Origin of the sequence: Acinetobacter piscicola, from assembly GCF_015218165.1 — a bacterium.
Lineage (GTDB): Bacteria > Pseudomonadota > Gammaproteobacteria > Pseudomonadales > Moraxellaceae > Acinetobacter > Acinetobacter piscicola_A.
Window position 1 is genome coordinate 1,716,987 of the sequence record NZ_CP048659.1, and the last position, 21,821, is coordinate 1,738,807.

Consider the following 21,821-nt stretch of genomic DNA (forward strand, 5'->3'; position numbering starts at 1 on the left):
TGCAGACTATTTTATTAGAAACGGTGATTTATTTGTAAACCAACAGTATGTGCTTTATTTTGATATTCTGCTGAATAGCTAGCAGTCGCTTTTTCTTGATGCACACGTGCTGTATTTTCAAAGATGTACATATAGCCTGCATCAATTGATGTATTTGCTGTGGCATTGTAGGTTGCACCCACACTGATTAAATGACGATTACCTAAAGGTAAACGTACAGTACGATGTGCTGTATCTACAGGTGTTTGGTCGTAGGCATAACCTGCACGTAGTTTCCACTGCGGATTGAGCGTGTATTCAGTACCCACATTAAACATCCAGTTGTCTTTGAACTTTAACGCTTCATCATGTTGACCACTTAATTGGGCATTGACCATTTGCTTAATACCTGCAATTTCTTGTGGGCTTAATTTACCTGATGCCGCCATTTGTCCCAATAATCCCGCCAATTGGCTATTTTGTGCTAATAATAAATCGGCACTAAAACCTGTTTCAGGGCTTAATGTCCCTAAACGGCTCCAACGTGTCCATGTTGCACTTGCTAATAGATTTAAATTAGGTGTTGCTTGATAAGACACGGACAATTCAGTACTTTCAGGCGTTGTTACTTTGAGTGAGGCATCATATGAGGTCATATTTAAGTTATTTAGCGCAGGTAATTTAGACAGATCAATGCCTTTTTGGCTCAACAATGCCGCAGCTTGAGGATTTGCCAATAAAGCTAAAGGATTTAAATCTTGAATATAAGCAGTATCTTTGAGTTTAAATTCGACTTTAGAATGATACGTTAAGCCTACATGTGTTTTGTCGGTCGGACGGAGCAAAACACCCACATTATAGCCACCCGCGAAATCTTCCCCTTTGAGACCTGTGCGATCACTTGCACCTGTCAAACTTTGGTTAATTTCACCATCCATACGGTTAATGGTTGCACCGACACCAACCGATACTTTGGGGTTAATTTCATAAGCAACAGTGGGTTGTAAGCTTACGACTTTAACTTTAGTTTTGTCCCCAAAGACAGAACCTTGAAAGCTAGATTCATAATTACTTGAGATCCCATAAGGGACATAAAGCCCAATCCCTGCAGATAAACCATCCACCAAATGATTTAAAGGAACAGATGCATAACTTGAACCTAAAACAACTTCAGGCACAAAGTCACCCTCATGAGTACCATTTTGTGCTAAACCTGAACCTTGTGAATTTTTAATATCTGAATAGGCTTTTACAAAAGTCACATTTTGGCTGATTTCTGCATGTTCTAATTGAGTGATGCCGGCAGGGTTACCGTAAAGAATCGAAGCATCTTGTACATGCGCTCCACGTCCTGCATAAGCTGAGCCCATTGCAGAAATACTTTGTTCATTTACACCATAACCTTGTGCAAATGTAGGGGAGACTGAACCTGCACTGATCAGCGCAAGCGCGACAGTGATGAATTTAGGTTGCATACGCATGTGGTTTTTCATCCAAGAATTATCATTAACAAATGAGTAAATCATCCAAAAACAGATTAATTACTCTAAAAACAGCAGGCGTTGTAACATAATGAAATATGTTGGACAATTCTCATAAAATAACCAAAATGCATCATTTCTCGTAAAAAGTATATAAACTAAAAATGAATCAATAGCTTGTGTTCAACGATTTGAATGCAGAATAAATTTTATTTGTTTAAAAATTGGTAGAGTAATTATTCTAAAAAACATTGACTTACTTCTATTCTTTTATTAATTTTTTAAAAAAGAAGCCTTTTCTCGCACGATGAAAAAACTGAGCATACATGCGCGGGATGAAAATAGGCGATTGGAGTTGATCACTCCGTCATGTTCGATCGCTACATGTAAAGTTGATTTAAGTGATCTAATCTTAATATTTTGTATACATTAAAATGTAGCCTTAAGTTTTATCTGGTGATAGCGAGATTGCAAATAAATTCGTAAAGTCATCATGAACGTGTATATCACCATCAAAGACTGCGCACATAGTCTACGATTTTAGATGCAAACAGATGTTCCTGTTTTTCGATTTGTTCTGAAATTTCACCAACATCATTCATTTCATCTATATTTAGACTTGCATTCAAAACTGCGTTTAAGTTCATTTTTTCGGCAGATTGAGTGGCTTGAATTTCTAAATCGATGATGTGCTTTAATTCCTCTACATGGGTTTTAAAGCCGTGTAACATCTCTAATTTTTCACGTGTAATTTTTTGAATAAATTGTTGTTGTAACTTAATTTTATTTTGTTGATTTGCTTGTTTAAATAGGCTGCTAAAGGATTGATTTAAAGCATTTCGTTTCTGTTCTATATCACGTTTAAGCTGTTTGTAATGAATCCAATCCGTGACATATTCAGGTGGGTTTTGTTGTTGAATAAAATGAAATACTTGTGCTTCAAGGTTTGAGTTTAATGCACTGATTTTTTCTAGTTTAGTGCTTATTTCATTATCGTCAGTATTGTGCTTGTCATCTACAGCCTTGATTTCACTGTGTAGTACATCTAACCATAATTTTTGAATTTCAATGAATTCTGGGGTATGTGGATGTAAAGCTTCAAGCATTTTCACTAAGATTTTATTTTGTTGCTGACCGTCTATTTTCATTTGCGCATAGCGTTCATCAAGATCATCAATGCTCGAGGTTTCAAATTTTTTTTGATATTCCTCATTCACTTTTGTAGCTTGAGATGCAAATTTTTGATATGCGAGCCAATCATCTACCATATTGAGCTGTTGCTGCGTATGCGTCGTTGCAATGTTAGGTTCAGCCATAACCAACTGCGGATCGCTTAAAAGCAAGACTGCGCTCAGCATATATTTTTTCATATGAATGTCCTTATTGTTGAATTAGGGAAGATGGCGTCCTAAACTTCTTAAAATGCGACATAACTGAATCATGGGCATGCCCATCAACGTGGTTTGATCTTGACCAATCATCTGTTCAAATAACGAAATTCCCAAACTTTCACACTTAAAGCTACCTGCACAATGCAAGGGTTGGTCTATTTCGATATAACGTTGAATTTCTGCAAGGCTTAATTCACGAAACTTGACATGATAATGTTCCACCAAAGTTTGTTCAAAACCTGATGCTGCATGTTGCACACTGAGCGCTGTACTGAAATAGACATTTTTACCAGCATTTGCTTGCAGTTGTTGAATGGCTTTTTCTACAGTTAAAGGCTTACCGATAAAATCCTGTGGCGCATGCTCACGCCAAGCGACTTGGTCAGAACCAATGACAATGGCGTTCGGATGATCTTTGGCAATTACTTGCGCTTTTTCAAAAGCAAGCCGTTTTGCCAGATCATCGGCATGGATTTCACCACGCGGTGATTCATCAATCTCAGGGGAGATACAGTGATACTCAAGTCGCAAACGGTTCATTAAGTCTTGTCGTGTTTGACTTGAGGATGCCAAGATAATTTGGGCATGTTGTAGCTTAAAATCAGACATAAAAATTAAATCGCATATTCCATTAATACATCTAAAGGCACATGAGCTAAAACGGCTTGATGACATGCTTCGGCTTTAACACGTGGTGCTTGCCCATCTTGATAAGCCTGTACCCAACGTGTCACACATAAACACCAAAAATCACCCGGTTGTAAACCCGGAAAACCATGTTCAGGGAGTGGGGTAATGAGGTCATTGCCCATTTTTTGTGAATAGCTGAGAAATTCAGACGTCATTTCCGCACAAACCGTATGCTGCCCTAAATCAGTTGTTGCTGTATGGCAAAAACCATTACGGAAATAACCTGTGATTGGGGAAAAGCAACAACTTGCCAAAGGCTGACCAAAGACATTTAAACCATTAATTTTAGGATCAGGATGAAAAGACATAAGCAGTTAAATATTTGAAGTTTGCCTTATAATAATCAAATCTCAACATTTCTACAGCTTTTCTACAAAAGTCGCTAACCTTTTTTTGCGTAATCATTTAGAATCAGTGCGATTTTTAATATCTAAAAAGAGAGCTATATGAATTTTCAGCGTATGACTGACCTTGATTTAACGGGCAAACGTGTTCTGATTCGTGAAGATTTGAATGTACCTGTTAAAAATGGTGTGATTACTAGCGATGCACGTTTACGTGCAGCTTTACCGACAATCAAACTTGCACTTGAAAAAGGTGCTGCGGTAATGGTGTATTCACATTTAGGTCGTCCTGTTGAAGGTGAGCCAAAACCTGAACAATCTTTAGCACCTGTTGCAGCATATTTAACTGAGGCTTTGGGGCAAGAAGTTAAATTATTTACAGACTATTTAGAGGGTGTTGAGGTGGCAGCAGGTCAAGTGGTTTTACTTGAAAACTGTCGTTTTAATGCAGGTGAAAAGAAAAATAATCCTGAACTTGCTCAAAAATATGCAGCGCTTTGTGATGTATTTGTGATGGATGCATTTGGTACAGCACACCGTGCAGAAGCTTCAACTGAAGGTGTTGCCCGTTTAGCAAAAGTTGCAGCAGCAGGACCTTTATTGGCTGCTGAATTAGATGCTCTAGGTCGTGCATTGCAAACACCTGAAAAACCAATGGTGGCAATCGTTGCAGGTTCTAAAGTATCCACTAAACTTGATGTGTTAACGTCACTTTCTGATATTTGTGATCAATTGATTGTGGGTGGTGGTATTGCCAATACTTTCCTTGCTGCGGCAGGTTTCAATGTGGGTAAATCATTGTGTGAAAATGATTTGATTGATACGGCAAAAGCGATTGCAGCAAAAGTTTCTGTTCCACTTCCAACTGATGTTGTGGTTGCGGATGCGTCAGAAATTAACTTTGATGATTTCTTAGGTTCATTGGCTGCTGCAAAAGCAGTTGTGAAAAAAGTTGAAGATGTTGCAGATAATGACATGATTTTAGATGTTGGTCCTGAAACAGCAAAAGCATTTGCAGAAATCTTAAAAACATCAAAAACAATCCTTTGGAATGGTCCTGTTGGCGTATTTGAAGTGGATCAATTCGGTGAAGGCACAAAAGCACTTTCATTGGCAATCGCTGAATCTGAAGGCTTCTCAATTGCAGGTGGTGGTGATACTTTAGCTGCGATTGACAAATATGAAGTTGCAGACAAAATTGGTTATATCTCTACAGGTGGTGGTGCATTCCTTGAGTTTGTAGAAGGCAAAACTCTTCCAGCGGTGGCAGTATTACTAGAACGTGCATAATATTCATGTAATATTTTGACCATAAAAGGGTTGGCTTTGGCTCACCCTTTTATTTTGTATTCACTTTTTAGTCATAAAAATGAAATATATCTGAAATAAACTGAGCGCTATTAAATCACCCGATGTGGAAAATACGTGATGAAATTTAAATTAGCACTTGCGACACTTCTAATTGCTCCACTTGCATTGACTGCATGTTCTAAACAAGAAAAAGCACCTGCTGCTGAACAAGGTACAGCGTCTGCTGCTGTCGCAACTGATACAGCATCAGAAACAGTCACAGCAGAACAACAAGCTGCTATTGATGCATTGGATCAACCTGTTTTAGATGAAAAAAATACAGACGTTCCTGCTGAAAAAGCCAATGCACCTGCAGATGCAGCAACACCTGAAGCTGCGGAAGCACCTGCAAAAGCTCAATAATTTAAATCGCTTTGTTGTTATTTGTTAAAAGCCCCTGCATTTGCAGGGCTTTTTTTTGAAATAGTCAATATTGTTGCTGAATTGAAACAAATCACAGGGTAGAATATGCCACATTACCTGGGAGGATATTATGGCTCTTATTTCATTGCGCCAGCTCTTGGATCATGCCGGTGAACACAATTACGGCGTTCCAGCGTTTAACGTAAACAACTTAGAACAAATGCGTGCAATCATGTTAGCCGCAGATGAAACAAATTCACCTGTAATCGTGCAAGCTTCGGCAGGTGCGCGTAAATATGCAGGTGCTCCATTCTTACGTCACCTTATTTTGGCAGCGATTGAAGAATGGCCACATATTCCAGTGGTAATGCATCAAGACCATGGTACAGACCCTGATGTCTGTCAGCGTTCAATCCAATTGGGCTTTTCATCCGTAATGATGGACGGTTCTTTGGGTGCAGATGGTAAAACACCAACAACTTATGAATATAACGTTGATGTGACTCGTCGTACAGTTCAAATGGCACATGCATGTGGTGTTTCTGTTGAGGGTGAAATTGGTTGTTTGGGTAGCCTTGAAACAGGTATGGCGGGTGAAGAAGATGGCGTAGGCGCAGAAGGCGTACTTGACCATTCACAACTTCTCACTTCTGTTGAAGAAGCTCGTAGCTTTGTTGCCGATACGAATGTTGATGCGCTTGCAATTGCTGTAGGTACTTCACACGGTGCGTACAAATTTACACGTCCACCTACAGGCGACATTTTGGCAATTGACCGTATTAAAGAAATTCATGCGGCACTTCCAAATACACACCTTGTGATGCATGGTTCAAGCTCTGTGCCACAAGAATGGTTGGCTGTGATTAACCAATATGGCGGCGACATCAAAGAAACTTATGGTGTTCCTGTTGAACAATTGGTTGAAGCGATCAAACACGGTGTACGTAAAATCAACATCGATACAGACTTACGTTTAGCATCTACAGGCGCAATGCGTCGCATGATGGCTGAACAACCAAGTGAATTTGACCCACGTAAATTCTTTGCAAAAACTGTAGATGCAATGAAACAAATCTGTGTAGACCGTTATACAGCATTTGGCACAGCAGGCAATGCAGACAAAATTCGTCCAATTTCTTTAGAGAAAATGGTTGAACGTTATAAATAATTCATATTGAATGATTTATAAAAAAAGCCCACTAAGTTTTAGTGGGCTTTTTATTGAATTAAACATGGGATGAAAGGATCGTAATGGAGCTTATTTTTTCAGCAGCCTTGTGTAGTGTACTGGTGTCGATCCTGCTTAAAATTGCAAAGAACAAAGGTTATGATGCCTTGCAAATGATCACATGGAATTATGCCATTGCCAGTGTGTTGGGTTATTTATGGTTTAAGCCTGATTTTGCCCATATTTCTATTGCACAAACGCCGTGGTGGTTGATTGTTGTATTGGGAATGGTGTTACCCAGTATTTTTCTATGTCTTGCTAAATCATTACATACTGTTGGTATTCTTAAAACCGAAATTGCACAGCGTTTATCGGTGGTTTTATCTTTATTCGCTGCATATTTTTTCTTTCAAGAACAATTTAACCTGTTAAAAATCATCGGTGTTGTACTTGGGATTGGGGCAGTATTGTGCTTGATTGTTTCAAAATCTACATCAGATGTATCGCCAACCACTAAGCAGGGCATATTTTATCTGCTTAGTGTATGGATGGGCTATGCCTTAGTCGATATCTTACTGAAATATACAAGTAGTTTAGGTTTACAGTTTGCAGTCACTTTAAACTTGATGTTTATCTTTGCATTTGTCTGTTCAGTACTTTATTTGCTGTTTAAAAAAGCACAATGGCAAACAAAAAATATTTTGGCTGGGGCAGTTTTAGGGATCTTGAACTTTGCCAATATTGCACTTTATGTCAAAGCACACATTTTATTGAAAGATTCTCCTGCGGTTGTATTTGCAGGGATGAATATTTTGGTGGTGTTATTTGGTGTGATTGCAGGGTTATTGATTTTTAAAGAAAAATTAAAAGGACTGACAGTATTGGGTTTGATTTTTGGTTTAGTCGGTGTGGTATGTTTGGCTTTAGCGATTTAAAGAATTACATTTAAATCATGTAAATGTTTTGCAATACAGTCATAGAAATATCATTTTATCATCATAAAAATTTAAACTACATAGCGGAAAATAGGCGAGAGCTTTCTTTACAATGGTATGTGTGCCATGAACCAAGATCTATTTTCCACACTTTATGCATCACTTTATCAAAATCAAGTACAGCTCATTCCTTTACGTGAGGAACATGAGCAGGCGTTGATCGAGGTGAGTCAAGATGGTCGGTTATGGGAACTACACTATACTTCGGCACCACATTATTTAGAAATGAAGGCATATATAGAAAAAGCTTTAACTCAAAAAGCTCAAGGCTTGCGTATTCCTTTTGTGGTGATGGATCAGCGTGCAGGTCGAATTGTAGGAACAACCAGTTTTCGAGATTTTGATTGGGCTGTGCGCCGAGTAGAAATCGGTTATACGTGGTATGCACAATCTGTGCAACGTAGCCATATCAATACCAATTGTAAATTTTTACTTTTACAACATGCTTTTGAAGTTCTACAAGCAAATTCGGTGATTTTAAGAACGGACATTCTTAACCTAAAAAGCCAAAAAGCGATTGAACGAATTGGAGCAAAACGTGATGGCGTTTTACGTCAGGATGCTTTAAGAAAAGATGGTTCAATTCGAGATACGGTAATGTTTAGTATCGTGCGTGATGAGTGGGTAGAAGTGAAAAAACATGTGAACCAACTACTTACTAGAAAATAATCACAAAATAAAAAGCTTTGGTTTATTAACAACTGTCTAAATGCAAACGGTGTTTGCCACAGTGAATACATTGAAACAAATAAGCACTGAAATCACTGTCTATAGTTAAATGATGTTGTATCCATTCTAATGGAATATTTGAATTTTCAATATCTTCAAGAACTTCATGCAAAATGGGGTGTAATAACTTACTAGTAGCATAATTGATGAATTGACATGGTTCATCACAGTGTATAAGCCAAACTTGTTGTTGCCAACTGGCATAACTTGGTGTGCGATGACAGATTTGATCTACAAACTCATCTGTAATGGGGTATAAAACATTCACGATTTCATCGTCATCAATAAACTCGGTATTTTCAATGCCCATATCATCATTAAATGACCCTTGATAAAGCTTCGCGGCTGCACCATTTTCAATACACCATGGGCAAATATAATCTGGTGTATCTATGCTATAAAAAGAGCAGTTGTATTTTAACTCTCGTTTTTCATGACAAATTGAGCAAATTCCATCTTCTTTTTCAAAGATATTTAGTATGTAAGCATTGGGATGGTACTTAAAGTGAGGATAATTCATGGTTTAATTCTTTGAATATAAATAGAATAATAGAAGTGTTGTATTAACAATAAAAAGCTTCTCGAAAACTGTCTATTAACTCAGGTGGCACACGGGTCGTTTGCCCATTAGTACGCATAAAAATTTCACCTTTATAATATAATGGTCGATCAGCTTTATGACATTTAAACACTAAAATGGTTTTTCCTTGTATTTGAATATCTTCAAGTGTCGAATAAATATTAGAAATTTTATGACTTTCATGCGCGAGTTTGTCAATCAAACTACGTTTCATCAAGTCTAAAGAATTATTAAAAAAATCCTGCATTTCTTGTTCTATTCCCACGATTTTTAAATCATCAGCAACCCCAATAAAGACATAACCATTTCGTGTATTCATAAATGCAAAACAAGCTTTAACCCAACGATCAGATTTACGATTGGTTAATAGGTCAGTAGTACGTTCTTTAAATTCAACGCATTGATTTTCTCCAAGATGAATTAAGTTGAGATAATAATCAATATGTGATTTTTGTTGATACTGTTTAAGTATATTTTTAATTTTGTCTAAGGATGTATAAGCGACTACGGTTTCAAGATTGTGAATATTATGCCACAGGTCAACCAGTTTGATTTTATGCTCAATACAAACATCTGAATCTGCTAAAAAATCAAAACTTTGATTTAAAACCTTTAAAATTTCACTATAGATCTCATGGCTATGGATCGGAATTGAGATTTTATTCAAGGTTTCTTTTAGTCGTTCAATTTTTCTATGAAACTCAAAAGGCTCTTGATAAAAACTTAAATATTTAAACTCATTTAAAATATGTTCATAGGGGCGGTGGAAAGAAGCAGGAAAAAGTTGTTTAGGTGGAGTGTCGATATATTTTTCTATTTTTTGAAAATAATATTTCAGTGTGGAATATTTTAAAGATTGATAAATATTAATTTCAAATTTTTCTGAAAGCTCTTTGGTGGTATAGGACTGAAAAAATAATAAAGTTTGGATTTCTTTATAGCTAGTGGGGTAGTCGTGCCAATGGGTTTCTAAAAACTCATTAAAGTTTTTAAATTTATTGGTGATATATGTGTTTAAATCCATCACACACCTTTTCCTTGACTGTATGGTGTTTTGTATTTTCAACAAATATGTCAACAGACTATTTATATCACCTTATGTATAAGTGATTTATATTTAGAAATAAAGATGTGGTGTTATTTTGTGCTCTAAAATTGTTAGAAAATATAGCAAATATTTCACTTTGGTGAATTAAGCGATTTATATCAGCTCTGTACAACAAATCCAAATAAGCCACATAGGCTTCCATTTTTAGTCAGTCCAATGATAAGTCTTGGCAGAACACAACCTGTAATGATGGTTCCTTTTGGATAATTATCCGAATTAATTTGTTCTAAAAGTGTTGAGTCGCCAATCCGAACACATGCACAATCGATAAAATCTTTTTGTGATGTAAACCATTGCATCATTTTATGCCAAGTATGGAAATAGTCAGGTGACGATTCTTCACCATCTTGTTCAACTTCTTGCCACCATGTTGTATTTGTCGCTAACGGTTCAGTCGTAATCGTTGCCAATGGAAAAATAGTATTTGCAAAATAATCTAAAATTAGTTCAGGTGTGATATAGCGTGTCGAGGTCGCTTGAGATTGAACAATATAAAAATTTTTAAAATAATCTCCTGAGTTTGAACCCATACCCACTTCAGTATTTTGCATCAAATGAGTGATTTCTAAGCTGAGTTTTTGGCACAACTTAAGTTCGTTATTATTAATAGTGTGATCTAGTGGATTGCTTCGTTTGGAAATTGTTCCATCATTATAAACGATAGTCTGTTGGGAAAGAATATTATTTGGCCATTCATCTTGTGCGGAACCTACATCATAATTTTGCATACATTCTGATAAAATTTGAGTTCTTTCTAAGCTGATTTTTAATTTTTCATTCACTGTTGTTTTCTCACTTATTTTCAAGTTAAATCAATCATACAAACGATAAACTCCAGTAAAACGTTCACACCCTTTTTGCTCTGTTTTAATCGTTAAAATCGCTTTTTGAAAATTCATTTGATATTTACAATCATGTTCATTGTCCACAATCTCATTTTTTTTATCGGGTGTCGTATAAGCAAGTAGGGGAATACTTTGTTTTTCTTTGTGATTATTTGGATTGCGATAAGCCAATCCTTCAATTTTAATACGATCTTTACTGAGTTGATGCACTTGAATATGAACAGGTTGTTTAGATATTTCCCCTTGTTCATATTTGATAAAGTGTTGCGTTAAACTTTGATTCATCGACGTATAAAAATTTAAATCTTCAAGGCGCAAATCGAATTGTTGCTTAAAACAGTCCGTATTTTTACATTGTTGAACCTGCTTAAACCACAATTGGTTGGTATCATCAATTAAACGGATGGGTGCATCTGTGACTAAATATGCGGTCAGATATTTTTCATTCAATTCATCACGCAATGTTTCAAATGTTGAACTACATATTTTTGTGTTTTTGCCTGTTTGTGTTTGATCGCATTGCACAGGAATGGCGTACACGGCAGCGCATATTCCATAAAGAAATAGGCCTGAAATTAAGCTTTTAATAGGATTAAATTCTGTATTCAACAGCATGATCGCTTATACTTTCACAATGTTTGCATCCGTACTATACGAATTCGAAAGTACGAATACAAGATGATTTAACTTAAAAATCTGTATAAAGGAGCTGAAAATGATCATACCAATTCGCATTGGACAAGGAATGGATGTACATGCTTTTGAGGAAGGTGATTTTGTGACTTTAGCAGGGATTCAAATTCCGCATACACAAGGTTTGAAAGCACATTCTGATGGTGATGTGGTGTTACATGCTTTATGTGATGCATTATTGGGTGCTTTAGCACTAGGTGATATTGGTCAACATTTCCCTGATACAGATCCAGAGTTTGAAGGTGCTGATAGCCGTAAGTTGCTTAAACATGTATATCAACTTATTTTAGATCGTGGCTATGTACTCAATAATGCTGATATTACTGTGGCATGCGAGCGTCCAAAATTAGCAAAACATAATTTAGCAATGCGTCAAAGTATTGCAGATGTATTAGATGTTGATGTGACGCAGATCAGTGTTAAAGCCACCACCACTGAACAATTAGGCTTTACAGGGCGTCAGGAAGGAATTTTATCGACTGCGACGGTGTTGATTAGTCATCACAGTAAATAATGTTAAAAATTGCTGAAATAGAGATCGATGCTTTATTTCAGCAAAATACGCAGATTAATGTTGCCAAAAACCTGCAATGATTCGATGCGTGTGTTGATGTTGAAATAAATATAATGCGCCATAAGCAAAAATATATGAACCTTGTAAGGTTGAATCTAAATCATAGTCTTCATCGATTTGCAAATAAAACACATAATCTTGTTGGAGATGCTCAAAATAATAGGCATTATCTTGGATTAATTTTGGCCGTTCTGAATAAGTAATAAAGTTAAATTGAGACTTTTTAACACTTTTCAAAGGGCTCAAATAGCTTTTACGTAGATTGGGAAGGCAGAAAGCAACGGCATTTCCTTCAGGTGAAGCATCATGTTCAAAAACTTCAATAGCAATATCGGGGAAAATTTGCTGATCAATCCGAGTATTAAAATCGTTGTGCACAAAGATACTTAAATATTTTTCAGGATTTCTTTTTTTTGAACGCTTAAATAGAAGCGATAATCTTCAAACGAGGACAATTTGTCTGCCAGAATGGCTGGAGGACAACCACCAATCCAACCGATTGCATCAGTTGGATGGTCATCATGGATTTTGGAGACGAAATTCATTAAGCAAAATGGTCAGCATGCATCAAGGAATGTTGCAAATCCAAAGTGGATTTACGACCTTGTAATTGTAAACTGACAGCATGAATGAGTCCTGTCCACGTTTCATTGGGCTGCCAAATTTCATGCATCAACTCTTGAGCTGTAGGCATGTCCATATCCATAAAATACTGGCGATATAAATACATTAAGCTGCTGACACGCATATTTTTAGCACAGTGTACCCAAACGATTTTTTCTTGTACCAAATGTGCGACCAGATCCAAAACAAATAAGCATTGATCGTCAGCTGGCGTATCCCAAGAGATCGGAATTTGAATATAATTTAACCCAAGTTCAGCACAAATTTTATCTTCATGTTCGAGATGTGGATTTGCATCTGTAAAAGCGAGATTAATGATGGTATCTACACCATATTCTTTAATCTGTTTCAATTGTTCAGTATTAGGTTGTCCTGAAGTGAATAAGTGTTCATGGACAAACTGAAAGTTTGCGATTTGACTGAGTTCTTGTTCAAGTTCGTTCATAGCATTCTGACAGGTAAAATATAATGACATCATAAACAAAAAACGCCATCTATGTAGATGACGTTTTTGGCTAAATTAACGATTTGGCAATATTTCTTTTAAAGCCGCATCCATTTCAAGCAAGGTTTTTTCAGTGGTTTCCCAGTCGATACAACCATCTGTGACAGATTTACCATATTCTAGGTCACATAGGTTTTCTGGAATGTCTTGGCGACCACCTTTAAGGTGGCTTTCAACCATAATGCCGACAATCGACTTATTACCATCAAGAATTTGCTCTGTGATGTTTTTGAGTACCAAGGGTTGTAAGTATGGGTCTTTATTTGAGTTTGCATGACTGGCATCAATCATGATTTTGTTGCTGACTTTGGCTTTAGCTAAAGCATTCTCAGCTTCCGCAACCGAACCTGCATCATAGTTTGGTTTACCATTACCACCACGTAATACCACGTGTGCATATGGGTTACCTTTGGTGCGAATGATAGAGACTTGACCTTGATCATTCAAACCTAAGAAACTATGACCATGTTTTACTGATTGCATTGCATTGGTTGCAACCGTTAAACCACCATCTGTACCATTTTTAAAACCAACAGGTGAAGATAAACCTGAAGACATTTCACGGTGAGTTTGGCTTTCAGTGGTACGTGCACCAATGGCTGACCATGAAATTAAATCTTGGTAATACTGGGGTGAGTTTGGATCAAGTGCTTCAGTGGCACATGGCAAACCTTTTTCATTTAGTTCAACCAAGAGCTTACGACCAAGACGTAGACCTTTTTCGATATTAAAAGAGTCATTCATGTCTGGGTCATTGATCAGACCTTTCCAACCGACAGTCGTACGTGGTTTTTCAAAGTAAACACGCATGATGATATAGAGTGTATCTTTAACTTTTTCGCTCAAGACTTTGAGACGATCAGCATATTCATGTGCTGCTTTTGTATCATGAATTGAACATGGTCCAATCACAACAAAAAGACGTTTATCATTGCCATTTAAAATATTGCGGACAGTGTCACGACCGTGAAGTACAGTTTGATAAGCAGTTTCTGTTAATGGTAATTCTGCTTTTAATTCTGCTGGAGTTACAAGTGGTTGAATGCTTTGTACATTCACATCATCAATATCTGATTGAGTAATAGGATTAGACTGTTGTGTATTCATTGCCGTCACTGGATATTCGATCATACAAAAGTATTTTTAGTGGTTTGAATATAACATGAATTGATTCAGGTTTTGTTTAAATAAATCATTAAAACTTTAGTATCAATTCATAATTATTAGTTATGTATAAATGATTAATATTAAACTTGATGTTGTTGGTCAACCTGAATAATCATCGCCGAATGTGCTTTTTCCACAGGCTTAGATTTAACAGGATTAATGATAAAGTTTACGCCTAAAGCAAATAAAGTAATACCTAAAATTTTGCGGATGAGTTTTTCAGGCATTTTCGAGCTGATTAATGTTCCAACGATAATGGCTGGAATTGAACCGACTAATAACCACCCAAGTAAATGAAAATCAACATTACCCGATGTCATGTGTGCAAAACCTGCTACAGCCGTCAGTAAGACAGCATGAACCACGTCTGAACCAATGATGCGGATCATCGGTAAATGAGGGAACATTAAAATTAAAGCCATGACTCCAAATGCACCTGCACCCACAGAAGATAAAGTCACAAATACGCCTAAGACTACGCCCATGAATACAACAAATGCACGTTTACCTTCGATTGAAAACGTCTGTGTAGTCTCATCGACTCGCTTATTTACACGGAATTTAGCAAAGAATTTTTCAATCTGTGCACGGAACATGATAGACAAACCCGTCAGTGTAAGCATAAAACCTAACACCATAGTGAGTACTGTTTTATAATGGCTTGAACCACTTAAATAATTTTCAAGTACCCAATGGGTAATAAAAGATGCAGGAATACTGCCGAGCGCCAGCCAAAGGACAATAGGCCAAACAATATTGAGTTTTTTAGCATGTACCAATGAACCACAAAATTTGGAAATGGCGGCATAAAGTAAGTCTGTCCCAATTGCAATATGGGGTTCTATTCGAAATAAACTGATCAGAATAGGCGTCATTAATGACCCGCCACCCACACCTGTAATACCTACGCAGAAACCGACCAATACACCGGCTAAAATAAATTCGACTGGACCAACCATGACTTAAAATGCCAAATAGCAAAAAACTCGCATATCTTATGACTATTTCATATAAGTCGTTGTCTTGATTGTTGATTAACTTATTCTAAAAATTGCTAAAGCCTAAAAAAGTTTTATTGAAAAAAAGAGGGAAATGACCTGAATAAAGCCCAGACATGCTAAGATAATTCAGTCACTTTAGAGGATGTTATTTTGCAAAATCGAAAACTTAAAATTGGAATTGTGGTGGGTGAAGTATCGGGGGATACTTTGGGCGCAAAACTCATCCGTAGTTTTCGTGAGCAAGGCATTGATGCAGAGTTTGAGGGCATAGGTGGTCCTCAGATGATTGCAGAAGGCTTTAACAGTTTTTATCCTATGGATATTTTATCTGTGATGGGGATTGTTGAAGTACTCAAAGATATTAAAAAATTGTTTGCGGTACGTGATGGTTTGGTCGAAAAATGGACTGCTAACCCTGTTGATATTTTTATTGGGATCGATGCACCTGATTTTAATTTACGTCTATCTAAAAGTTTAAAGCAAAAAAATCTGCCGATCAAAACCGTACAATATGTCAGTCCTTCTGTATGGGCTTGGCGACAAGGGCGAGTACATGGCATCAAAGCCAGTATTGATTTAGTGTTATGTCTATTTCCATTCGAAAAAACATTTTATAAGAAATTTGATGTACCTGCGGCATTTGTTGGTCATCCTCTTGCAAGTACATTGTCATTACAAAACCCGATCTTAGATGCAAAACAAGAGCTTGATTTAGACTTGAGCCAAAAGCATATTGCTTTATTGCCTGGTAGTCGCCGTGGAGAGATTGAGCGTTTAGGTCCTTTGGTCTTAGATGCTGCACACATCATTTATCAAAAGCATCCTGAATATCAATTTATTATTCCTGCAATTAACGATGCGCGTAAGCAGCAGATTGAAAATTTATTAAAGCATTATCCAAAAGCATTAACAGATCAAATTCATTTACTAGAAAATACTGATAAAGAATCCAAAATTGGTCGTCAGGTGATGAATGCTGCCAATATTGTGGCGCTTGCATCAGGTACAGCAACCCTCGAAGCATTGTTATTACATCGTCCAATGGTGACATTTTATAAGTTGAATTGGCTGACTTATGTGATTGCTAAATTGTTGGTGAAAATTCCATATTATTCATTGCCCAATATTATTGCAGGGAAAAAAGTCATTCAGGAGTTGATTCAGTCTGATGCGACTCCTGAAAATTTAGCTGAAGAAATTGAAAAGTTGATGAATCAGGAAACAGCGCAGATTCAGGCAATGCAGTTGATTACGATGCATAAGCAATTATTATCTGATAATAGTGAAGATTTAGTTGAAGCCGTTTTGAATCTATTGGACTCATGATTCTAGCAATAGAGTAATGCCCCTTAATACCTAATGATAAAGGGGCTTGTTATATATTTTATTAAGAAATCACTCAGCCCTAATTTTCAATTCATAACCTGTATATTTACGAATATTGATCACACCTGTATCCATGATGAGATATTGACCTTTAATGCCTTGAAGTTTGCCGCGAATAATTGGAGTTTTATCCAAATTATGTGACTTAATCTTTTCAGGATAACAATCAACAGGGTAGACGAACTCACGAGGCAGTTCATTTTCCAGTATTTCAACATTTTCATTGAAATCTAAACTCATACTGAACTCATCACGAATTAACTCAATTTGTGGTTCAAATTCAGTCAATAATTCATCACGAATTGAAATCAAATCAATAGGTTCAGCTTCACCTTTAAGTAGTTTACGCCAATCGGTTTTATCGGCAACTTGTGTGCCAAACATGACTTCAAGTTGTCCTGAGAGACGACGTGAACCAACTTTCATAATGGGTAAGGCTTGTGTTGCACCTTGATCTAACCAACGTGTTGGCATTTGACCCAGACGAGTAATCCCTACTTTTAAAGCACTCGAATTTGCTAAATAGACAATATGTGGTTGAAAACAGACTTCTTGTGCAAAGCTTTCTTCACGACAGGTGCCTAAATGATAATGACAGGTTTCAGGTTTCATGATGCACATATCACAAGATGCTTTAGTCTTCATACATTTAAAACAATGTCCTTGCGAATAAGACTTTGGTGTTTTAGCCCCACAAGACACACAATAAATATTCCCTGTGGCTTCGATTTCAATGTCTTGACCCAAACTAAATGGAAGCTCAATTTCTGAACGATCTAAAATAAATTTATATTCAACATTTGCCTTATGAGTTTGTTGATCAGTTACACTAAGGTCTTTTAGACCTGCATGCATTTTATGACAAATGCCTTGTAGTTCCATGTTTAATTACTCACTCAAAAATAGGTGCAGTTATGGCTGAGCAAAATGTCATCTCTTCAATGCTAGACGATTTATCAGAAGAACAGCCGATTTCAACTGCAATGTGTATTGGGCAAAATTTAGCGCAATACAATTCATATCATTCAATTCAATGGCAGCATTTTAACGTATCTGAGTTTTTAAATCTGCCTTTTACGCAGCGATATGATTTGGGTTTTGTCTTATTCGATACGGAAGAAATGTCGAATGTGTCTGAATCAGAGAAATCACAAATTTTAGTCAAATTACGTGATTTGATGGCGAAACGCATTGTGGTGACATGTAAATTACAGGATGAGCGCTTGCTCAGGGCATTGGGGTTTACTCAACTGATTGATAAAACATTACATGAAAATGATTTTGCTTTGTGGCAATTTAATATTTTAACCTATAAACATGTGCCTGATTGGTTTAATTCTAAGTTTTGGGCAAATCCAGAAAATTGGAATAAATTTCGTTGGTAATTATCTCATATTAAATTTTAAATAATTGAATATTGAAGAATTTTTACTGTTATCTGTGGGCTAAAACTGCTAAAAATAACCCATGGCGTTTGAGATTTATATCATTGAGTATTGATATCTTGCAAAAACATAACAAATTGTGTTTTGGTGAATGATTGAAAGCGCAGTATTCTAAAATTGGATACAAATTAAAAACTGACATCAAAAGATTAACGTAGGAAAAAATCATGACAAATTTAAGCAATATTGTGGAAATTTTAGCCAAGCAAGCTTTAGGTGGGCAACAACAATCCCAACAAGGTGGTTTAGGGGGAGGACTAGGGGGTGTCTTAGGTTCGGTACTTGGTGGTTTAGGCGGTCAGCAACAATCACAACAAGGTGGACTCGGTGGCGTGTTGGGTTCGGTACTTGGAGGACTAACAGGTGGTCAGCAACAAGCGCCGCAAACACAACAAAGCGGTTTTAATGCACAATCCCTACTCATTGCTGTTGTGCCTTTGATTTTGGCTTGGATTCAAAAAAATGGTGGTTTGCAAGGCGCGCTTGATCAACTGAAAGGGCAAGGTCTTAGCAGTCAAGTTGATGATTGGGTTTCTACAGGTGAAGGTGCGAATGCCAGTGTGAATGAACAGCAAGTACAAAATTTATTTGATCAAAATGAAGTTGAACAAGTTGCGCAGCAAGCACAAGTACCAACACAAGATGTATATAGTGCAATTTCTTCTGTATTGCCTGAAATTATTGACTCACTCACACCACAAGCGGGTCAAACCAATCAAGATGAAGCGAATAACGATATTCAAAATGTCATGAAATTAGTTTCAGGATTTTTAAAGTAATTTAAAAGTTTCTATAGAATATATGCAATATCAATGACAGCCAAAATATGCTGTCATTTTTTATTTTCACTGCTCAAAAATGTGCAATGTAAGTATGCAGAGTTGTTCGATCCATGCAATTTTTTCAGTAAAAATCATCATTTAAAATAAAGTTGTTGCTTATAACAATTTTCGACTTAGCTCAATATCATTAACCAATTTTCACTTTTCTGTCATTGTCGATGTATTTAGAAAAGATAATACAGATAATAAAATGTTTTTAATTGTTATTTATTCATTGGTTTAAATTCAAATTATGATAATACAGAAGCTGTGAGATGCTTGGTTTTTATGCATTTTTCAGATCATTCAGATGATCATAAAGAAGTCAGTCTGAACTTCATGATACATCCAAAATTGACAAGATTTTAAAATTAAAAATAGAGAAGGTCAGACTTCTCATAGCGCACAATATGATCAGAAATATAGAGATTGATCTCTATCAAGAAATAAGGAAATCCTATGAGTGATACACATGTTTATCAACCTTACGAAAAGCGTAATCGGATTATGTCAATTGTGGGTGCAGCATCGGGTAATCTAGTTGAATGGTTTGATTTCTATATCTATGCAGCTTTTGCAATCTATTTTACCCACGCTTTAACTGCACCCGATATGGATGAATCGACTAAAGCAATTTATGTATGGGGTGTCTTTGCAGCAAGTTTCTTTATGCGTCCCATTGGTAGTTGGTTGTTTGGACGAATTGGCGACAAATATGGTCGTAAGCGCTCAATGATCATTTCAATTACCTTGATGGCAATCAGTTCATTTTTATTTGCCTGTTTACCGACTTATGAACAAGTTGGCATGGCAGCCCCGTTTTGTTTGCTTGCTGTCCGTTTACTGCAAGGGTTGTCTGTAGGCGGTGAATACGGCACTGTAGCAACTTATATGAGTGAAGTTGCACTCAAAGGTCAACGTGGTTTTTATTCTTCGTTTCAATATGTCACGTTGGCAGGTGGTCAGCTATTAGCCAGTTTACTTGGCGTCATTATGTTGGCGTTGATGAGTAAAGAAGAACTCATGAATGGTGGGTGGCGTATTCCATTTATCATTGGGGGTGTGGTGGCGATTTTATCGTTTTTTGCACGTCGTCATTTAAAAGAAACTTTATCGGAAAATGACAGTCAAAAAGAGGGTTCAGGCAGTTTAACCGAGTTATTACGCAATAACTGGCATACCTTTTTATTGGTGGTGGGTTATACATCGGCAGGGTCTTTGTGTTTCTATGTCATCACGGTGTATTCAAAAACTTATATTACCAGTTTAGGTTTTGAAGATCGTACAGTGGGTTATATGATGACGATAGCACTTTTTGTCTTTATGTGTGCACAGCCTTTATTTGGAATGTTGGCAGATCGCATCGGTCGCCGAGCATCGATGATGTTATTTAGTATTAGCTGTGCCATTTTTATCTATCCTGTCATGGTCATTCTGATGCCAAGTTTTAGTGGTTCGCCTGTCATCGTGACTTTATTACTCATTTTACTGATGTTAATGCTGAGTTTTTACACTTCAATCAGTGGCTTAGTGAAAGCAGAAATGTTTCCTCCACATATCCGTGCTTTAGGGGTTGGTTTTGCCTACGCGGTTGGGAATGCAATTTTTGGTGGTTCTGCGCCTGCTGTTGCATTGAAATTTAAAGAATTAGGACATGAAAATACATTTTTTGTCTATGTGGTGATTATGCTCATCATCTGTTTATTTTGTAGTATACAATTACCCAAACAGCCGAAATATTTACATCATGATGTATAAGTATTTTCTTGCTAATAAGCAAAGACTGAACTGAATGTTCGGTCTTTTTTATTTTTGGATCCGTTATTATATGATCATCCTCAAGATAACAATGAAGTGGAGAATATGAAAAAAATTGTCATTTTTTCGGGTGCAGGAATGAGTGCAGAAAGTGGTATCAGCACTTTTAGAAACAGCAATGGCTTATGGGAAAATTATGATGTCCGTCAAGTCGCTACGCCTGAAGCATGGCAAGCGAATCCGGCTTTAGTACAAGATTTTTATAATCAAAGACGTCAAAATATTTTAAATGCCGAGCCAAATGCAGCCCATCATCTGATTGCTGATTTGGAAATGGACTTTGATGTGCAGGTCATTACCCAAAATATTGACGATTTACATGAACGTGCAGGTAGTAGTGAAGTATTGCATTTACATGGCAATATTCGTTTGGCAAAAAGCTCAAAACCGAATGCACAGTATGCAACGGAATTTTTTCCGATAGAGGGATGGGCGCTTGACTTAGAAAAAGACAAATGTCCTGAAGGTTATCCATTACGTCCGCATGTGGTTTGGTTTGGTGAAGCTGTACCTGCTTATGATCAAGCGATTCAGTTATTACAAGATGCTGATATTTTTATTGTAATTGGCTCAACGTTGAGTGTTTACCCTGTGGCAGGTTTGATTCACGAAATTCCGACCCATTGTCAAGCCTATTATATTGATCCAGAAGCGAGTTACGAACGTGTACCAAAGCAATATCAATGTTTAAAAATGAATGCAACAGAAGGTATGCAACAGTTAGTTGCACAATTACGTGCCTAATTTACATTACGGTGCTTTAT

The 21,821-nt window shown here is 36.8% G+C and carries 25 protein-coding genes; 11 read left to right on the plus strand and 14 right to left on the minus strand.

Annotated features, from left to right (window positions below; genetic code table 11):
* Nucleotides 1-14 precede the first annotated feature (14 nt).
* The 4 genes from G0028_RS08395 to G0028_RS08410 all read right to left on the minus strand — a co-directional run bounded on the left by G0028_RS08395 (nt 15) and on the right by G0028_RS08410 (nt 3,849).
* Nucleotides 15-1,460, minus strand: coding sequence for an OmpP1/FadL family transporter (locus G0028_RS08395; RefSeq protein ID WP_180045403.1), 1,446 nt, complete (start codon nt 1,458-1,460; stop codon nt 15-17).
* Nucleotides 1,461-1,972: 512 nt separating this feature from the next.
* The gene (locus tag G0028_RS08400; RefSeq protein ID WP_180045404.1) at nt 1,973-2,830 is read right to left on the minus strand and encodes a hypothetical protein; all 858 of its coding nucleotides are present in this window, start codon (nt 2,828-2,830) and stop codon (nt 1,973-1,975) included.
* Nucleotides 2,831-2,851: 21 nt separating this feature from the next.
* On the minus strand, nt 2,852-3,460 hold the full coding sequence (locus G0028_RS08405; protein WP_180045405.1) for a Maf family protein: 609 nt from the start codon (nt 3,458-3,460) through the stop codon (nt 2,852-2,854).
* Between the two features lie 5 nt (nt 3,461-3,465).
* The gene (locus G0028_RS08410) at nt 3,466-3,849 is read right to left on the minus strand and encodes a DUF2237 family protein (protein WP_130073749.1); all 384 of its coding nucleotides are present in this window, start codon (nt 3,847-3,849) and stop codon (nt 3,466-3,468) included.
* A 138-nt stretch (nt 3,850-3,987) separates the two neighbouring features.
* Here G0028_RS08410 and G0028_RS08415 point away from each other — a divergent pair, with 138 nt between their 5' ends.
* The 5 genes from G0028_RS08415 to G0028_RS08435 all read left to right on the plus strand — a co-directional run bounded on the left by G0028_RS08415 (nt 3,988) and on the right by G0028_RS08435 (nt 8,430).
* Nucleotides 3,988-5,175 carry a phosphoglycerate kinase gene (locus G0028_RS08415; RefSeq protein WP_180045406.1) on the plus strand — a complete coding sequence of 396 codons (1,188 nt, stop codon included), beginning with the start codon at nt 3,988-3,990 and terminating at the stop codon, nt 5,173-5,175.
* Between the two features lie 138 nt (nt 5,176-5,313).
* Nucleotides 5,314-5,598: a hypothetical protein gene (locus G0028_RS08420; RefSeq protein WP_130073747.1), complete on the plus strand. Its 285-nt coding sequence runs from the start codon at nt 5,314-5,316 to the stop codon at nt 5,596-5,598.
* A gap of 130 nt (nt 5,599-5,728) precedes the next feature.
* Nucleotides 5,729-6,766, plus strand: coding sequence for a class II fructose-bisphosphate aldolase (gene fba, locus G0028_RS08425; protein WP_174492817.1), 1,038 nt, complete (start codon nt 5,729-5,731; stop codon nt 6,764-6,766).
* Nucleotides 6,767-6,849: 83 nt separating this feature from the next.
* Nucleotides 6,850-7,701, plus strand: a complete 852-nt coding sequence (locus G0028_RS08430; RefSeq protein ID WP_180045407.1) for a DMT family transporter — start codon at nt 6,850-6,852, stop codon at nt 7,699-7,701.
* Nucleotides 7,702-7,827: 126 nt separating this feature from the next.
* Complete coding sequence (locus G0028_RS08435; protein ID WP_180045408.1) at nt 7,828-8,430, plus strand: GNAT family N-acetyltransferase; 603 nt, start codon at nt 7,828-7,830, stop codon at nt 8,428-8,430.
* 25 nt (nt 8,431-8,455) lie between these two features.
* Here the strand turns inward: G0028_RS08435 and G0028_RS08440 are convergent, their stop codons facing one another.
* The 4 genes from G0028_RS08440 to G0028_RS08455 all read right to left on the minus strand — a co-directional run bounded on the left by G0028_RS08440 (nt 8,456) and on the right by G0028_RS08455 (nt 11,638).
* Entirely contained in the window at nt 8,456-9,010 is a 555-nt protein-coding gene (locus G0028_RS08440) for a CbrC family protein (RefSeq protein ID WP_180045409.1), read from the minus strand.
* Nucleotides 9,011-9,053: 43 nt separating this feature from the next.
* Nucleotides 9,054-10,094 carry a helix-turn-helix domain-containing protein gene (locus G0028_RS08445; protein ID WP_180045410.1) on the minus strand — a complete coding sequence of 347 codons (1,041 nt, stop codon included), beginning with the start codon at nt 10,092-10,094 and terminating at the stop codon, nt 9,054-9,056.
* 182 nt (nt 10,095-10,276) lie between these two features.
* Nucleotides 10,277-10,960 carry a hypothetical protein gene (locus G0028_RS08450; protein ID WP_180045411.1) on the minus strand — a complete coding sequence of 228 codons (684 nt, stop codon included), beginning with the start codon at nt 10,958-10,960 and terminating at the stop codon, nt 10,277-10,279.
* 30 nt (nt 10,961-10,990) lie between these two features.
* Nucleotides 10,991-11,638: a hypothetical protein gene (locus G0028_RS08455; protein WP_180045412.1), complete on the minus strand. Its 648-nt coding sequence runs from the start codon at nt 11,636-11,638 to the stop codon at nt 10,991-10,993.
* Between the two features lie 100 nt (nt 11,639-11,738).
* Between G0028_RS08455 and ispF the strand changes: the two genes are divergently transcribed.
* A complete protein-coding gene (ispF, locus tag G0028_RS08460; RefSeq protein WP_180045413.1) occupies nt 11,739-12,230 on the plus strand; it encodes a 2-C-methyl-D-erythritol 2,4-cyclodiphosphate synthase in 492 nt (163 codons plus the stop codon).
* A gap of 54 nt (nt 12,231-12,284) precedes the next feature.
* Here ispF and G0028_RS08465 read toward each other — a convergent pair whose 3' ends face one another.
* The 5 genes from G0028_RS08465 to G0028_RS08485 form a co-directional block, all read right to left on the minus strand.
* On the minus strand, nt 12,285-12,668 hold the full coding sequence (locus tag G0028_RS08465) for a hypothetical protein (RefSeq protein ID WP_180045414.1): 384 nt from the start codon (nt 12,666-12,668) through the stop codon (nt 12,285-12,287).
* An 8-nt stretch (nt 12,669-12,676) separates the two neighbouring features.
* Nucleotides 12,677-12,835: a hypothetical protein gene (locus tag G0028_RS08470; RefSeq protein ID WP_180045415.1), complete on the minus strand. Its 159-nt coding sequence runs from the start codon at nt 12,833-12,835 to the stop codon at nt 12,677-12,679.
* Nucleotides 12,835-13,359 carry a protein tyrosine phosphatase family protein gene (locus G0028_RS08475; RefSeq protein WP_180045446.1) on the minus strand — a complete coding sequence of 175 codons (525 nt, stop codon included), beginning with the start codon at nt 13,357-13,359 and terminating at the stop codon, nt 12,835-12,837. Before G0028_RS08475 ends, G0028_RS08470 begins: the two co-directional genes overlap by 1 nt.
* Before the next feature lie 75 nt (nt 13,360-13,434).
* The gene (locus tag G0028_RS08480) at nt 13,435-14,526 is read right to left on the minus strand and encodes a 3-deoxy-7-phosphoheptulonate synthase (protein ID WP_174493595.1); all 1,092 of its coding nucleotides are present in this window, start codon (nt 14,524-14,526) and stop codon (nt 13,435-13,437) included.
* A 140-nt stretch (nt 14,527-14,666) separates the two neighbouring features.
* Nucleotides 14,667-15,545, minus strand: coding sequence for a sulfite exporter TauE/SafE family protein (locus tag G0028_RS08485; RefSeq protein ID WP_180045416.1), 879 nt, complete (start codon nt 15,543-15,545; stop codon nt 14,667-14,669).
* A gap of 192 nt (nt 15,546-15,737) precedes the next feature.
* Between G0028_RS08485 and lpxB the strand changes: the two genes are divergently transcribed.
* Nucleotides 15,738-16,913: a lipid-A-disaccharide synthase gene (gene lpxB, locus G0028_RS08490; RefSeq protein ID WP_180045417.1), complete on the plus strand. Its 1,176-nt coding sequence runs from the start codon at nt 15,738-15,740 to the stop codon at nt 16,911-16,913.
* A 69-nt stretch (nt 16,914-16,982) separates the two neighbouring features.
* Here the strand turns inward: lpxB and G0028_RS08495 are convergent, their stop codons facing one another.
* Nucleotides 16,983-17,855 (minus strand): DUF2797 domain-containing protein, encoded by an 873-nt coding sequence (locus G0028_RS08495; protein WP_174492811.1) that lies wholly within the window; start codon nt 17,853-17,855, stop codon nt 16,983-16,985.
* 32 nt (nt 17,856-17,887) lie between these two features.
* Here G0028_RS08495 and G0028_RS08500 point away from each other — a divergent pair, with 32 nt between their 5' ends.
* The 4 genes from G0028_RS08500 to G0028_RS08515 all read left to right on the plus strand — a co-directional run bounded on the left by G0028_RS08500 (nt 17,888) and on the right by G0028_RS08515 (nt 21,801).
* On the plus strand, nt 17,888-18,358 hold the full coding sequence (locus G0028_RS08500) for a DUF6231 family protein (RefSeq protein WP_180045418.1): 471 nt from the start codon (nt 17,888-17,890) through the stop codon (nt 18,356-18,358).
* A gap of 227 nt (nt 18,359-18,585) precedes the next feature.
* Nucleotides 18,586-19,197, plus strand: a complete 612-nt coding sequence (locus tag G0028_RS08505) for a YidB family protein (RefSeq protein ID WP_130073733.1) — start codon at nt 18,586-18,588, stop codon at nt 19,195-19,197.
* Between the two features lie 501 nt (nt 19,198-19,698).
* Complete coding sequence (locus tag G0028_RS08510) at nt 19,699-20,997, plus strand: MFS transporter (protein WP_180045419.1); 1,299 nt, start codon at nt 19,699-19,701, stop codon at nt 20,995-20,997.
* A 105-nt stretch (nt 20,998-21,102) separates the two neighbouring features.
* Nucleotides 21,103-21,801: an SIR2 family NAD-dependent protein deacylase gene (locus G0028_RS08515; protein ID WP_218946278.1), complete on the plus strand. Its 699-nt coding sequence runs from the start codon at nt 21,103-21,105 to the stop codon at nt 21,799-21,801.
* Nucleotides 21,802-21,821: the final 20 nt, after the last annotated feature.

Excerpts from the sequence above, each read along its gene's own strand:
- G0028_RS08395 (WP_180045403.1), bottom strand. The coding sequence starts at position 1,460 with ATGCGTATGCAACCTAAATTCATCACTGTCGCGCTTGCGCTGATCAGT.
- G0028_RS08400 (WP_180045404.1), bottom strand. The coding sequence starts at position 2,830 with ATGAAAAAATATATGCTGAGCGCAGTCTTGCTTTTAAGCGATCCGCAG.
- G0028_RS08405 (WP_180045405.1), bottom strand. The coding sequence starts at position 3,460 with ATGTCTGATTTTAAGCTACAACATGCCCAAATTATCTTGGCATCCTCA.
- G0028_RS08410 (WP_130073749.1), bottom strand. The coding sequence starts at position 3,849 with ATGTCTTTTCATCCTGATCCTAAAATTAATGGTTTAAATGTCTTTGGT.
- G0028_RS08415 (WP_180045406.1), top strand. The coding sequence starts at position 3,988 with ATGAATTTTCAGCGTATGACTGACCTTGATTTAACGGGCAAACGTGTT.
- G0028_RS08420 (WP_130073747.1), top strand. The coding sequence starts at position 5,314 with ATGAAATTTAAATTAGCACTTGCGACACTTCTAATTGCTCCACTTGCA.
- fba (WP_174492817.1), top strand. The coding sequence starts at position 5,729 with ATGGCTCTTATTTCATTGCGCCAGCTCTTGGATCATGCCGGTGAACAC.
- G0028_RS08430 (WP_180045407.1), top strand. The coding sequence starts at position 6,850 with ATGGAGCTTATTTTTTCAGCAGCCTTGTGTAGTGTACTGGTGTCGATC.
- G0028_RS08435 (WP_180045408.1), top strand. The coding sequence starts at position 7,828 with ATGAACCAAGATCTATTTTCCACACTTTATGCATCACTTTATCAAAAT.
- G0028_RS08440 (WP_180045409.1), bottom strand. The coding sequence starts at position 9,010 with ATGAATTATCCTCACTTTAAGTACCATCCCAATGCTTACATACTAAAT.
- G0028_RS08445 (WP_180045410.1), bottom strand. The coding sequence starts at position 10,094 with ATGGATTTAAACACATATATCACCAATAAATTTAAAAACTTTAATGAG.
- G0028_RS08455 (WP_180045412.1), bottom strand. The coding sequence starts at position 11,638 with ATGCTGTTGAATACAGAATTTAATCCTATTAAAAGCTTAATTTCAGGC.
- ispF (WP_180045413.1), top strand. The coding sequence starts at position 11,739 with ATGATCATACCAATTCGCATTGGACAAGGAATGGATGTACATGCTTTT.
- G0028_RS08470 (WP_180045415.1), bottom strand. The coding sequence starts at position 12,835 with ATGAATTTCGTCTCCAAAATCCATGATGACCATCCAACTGATGCAATC.
- G0028_RS08475 (WP_180045446.1), bottom strand. The coding sequence starts at position 13,359 with ATGAACGAACTTGAACAAGAACTCAGTCAAATCGCAAACTTTCAGTTT.
- G0028_RS08480 (WP_174493595.1), bottom strand. The coding sequence starts at position 14,526 with ATGAATACACAACAGTCTAATCCTATTACTCAATCAGATATTGATGAT.
- G0028_RS08485 (WP_180045416.1), bottom strand. The coding sequence starts at position 15,545 with ATGGTTGGTCCAGTCGAATTTATTTTAGCCGGTGTATTGGTCGGTTTC.
- G0028_RS08495 (WP_174492811.1), bottom strand. The coding sequence starts at position 17,855 with ATGGAACTACAAGGCATTTGTCATAAAATGCATGCAGGTCTAAAAGAC.
- G0028_RS08500 (WP_180045418.1), top strand. The coding sequence starts at position 17,888 with ATGGCTGAGCAAAATGTCATCTCTTCAATGCTAGACGATTTATCAGAA.
- G0028_RS08505 (WP_130073733.1), top strand. The coding sequence starts at position 18,586 with ATGACAAATTTAAGCAATATTGTGGAAATTTTAGCCAAGCAAGCTTTA.
- G0028_RS08510 (WP_180045419.1), top strand. The coding sequence starts at position 19,699 with ATGAGTGATACACATGTTTATCAACCTTACGAAAAGCGTAATCGGATT.
- G0028_RS08515 (WP_218946278.1), top strand. The coding sequence starts at position 21,103 with ATGAAAAAAATTGTCATTTTTTCGGGTGCAGGAATGAGTGCAGAAAGT.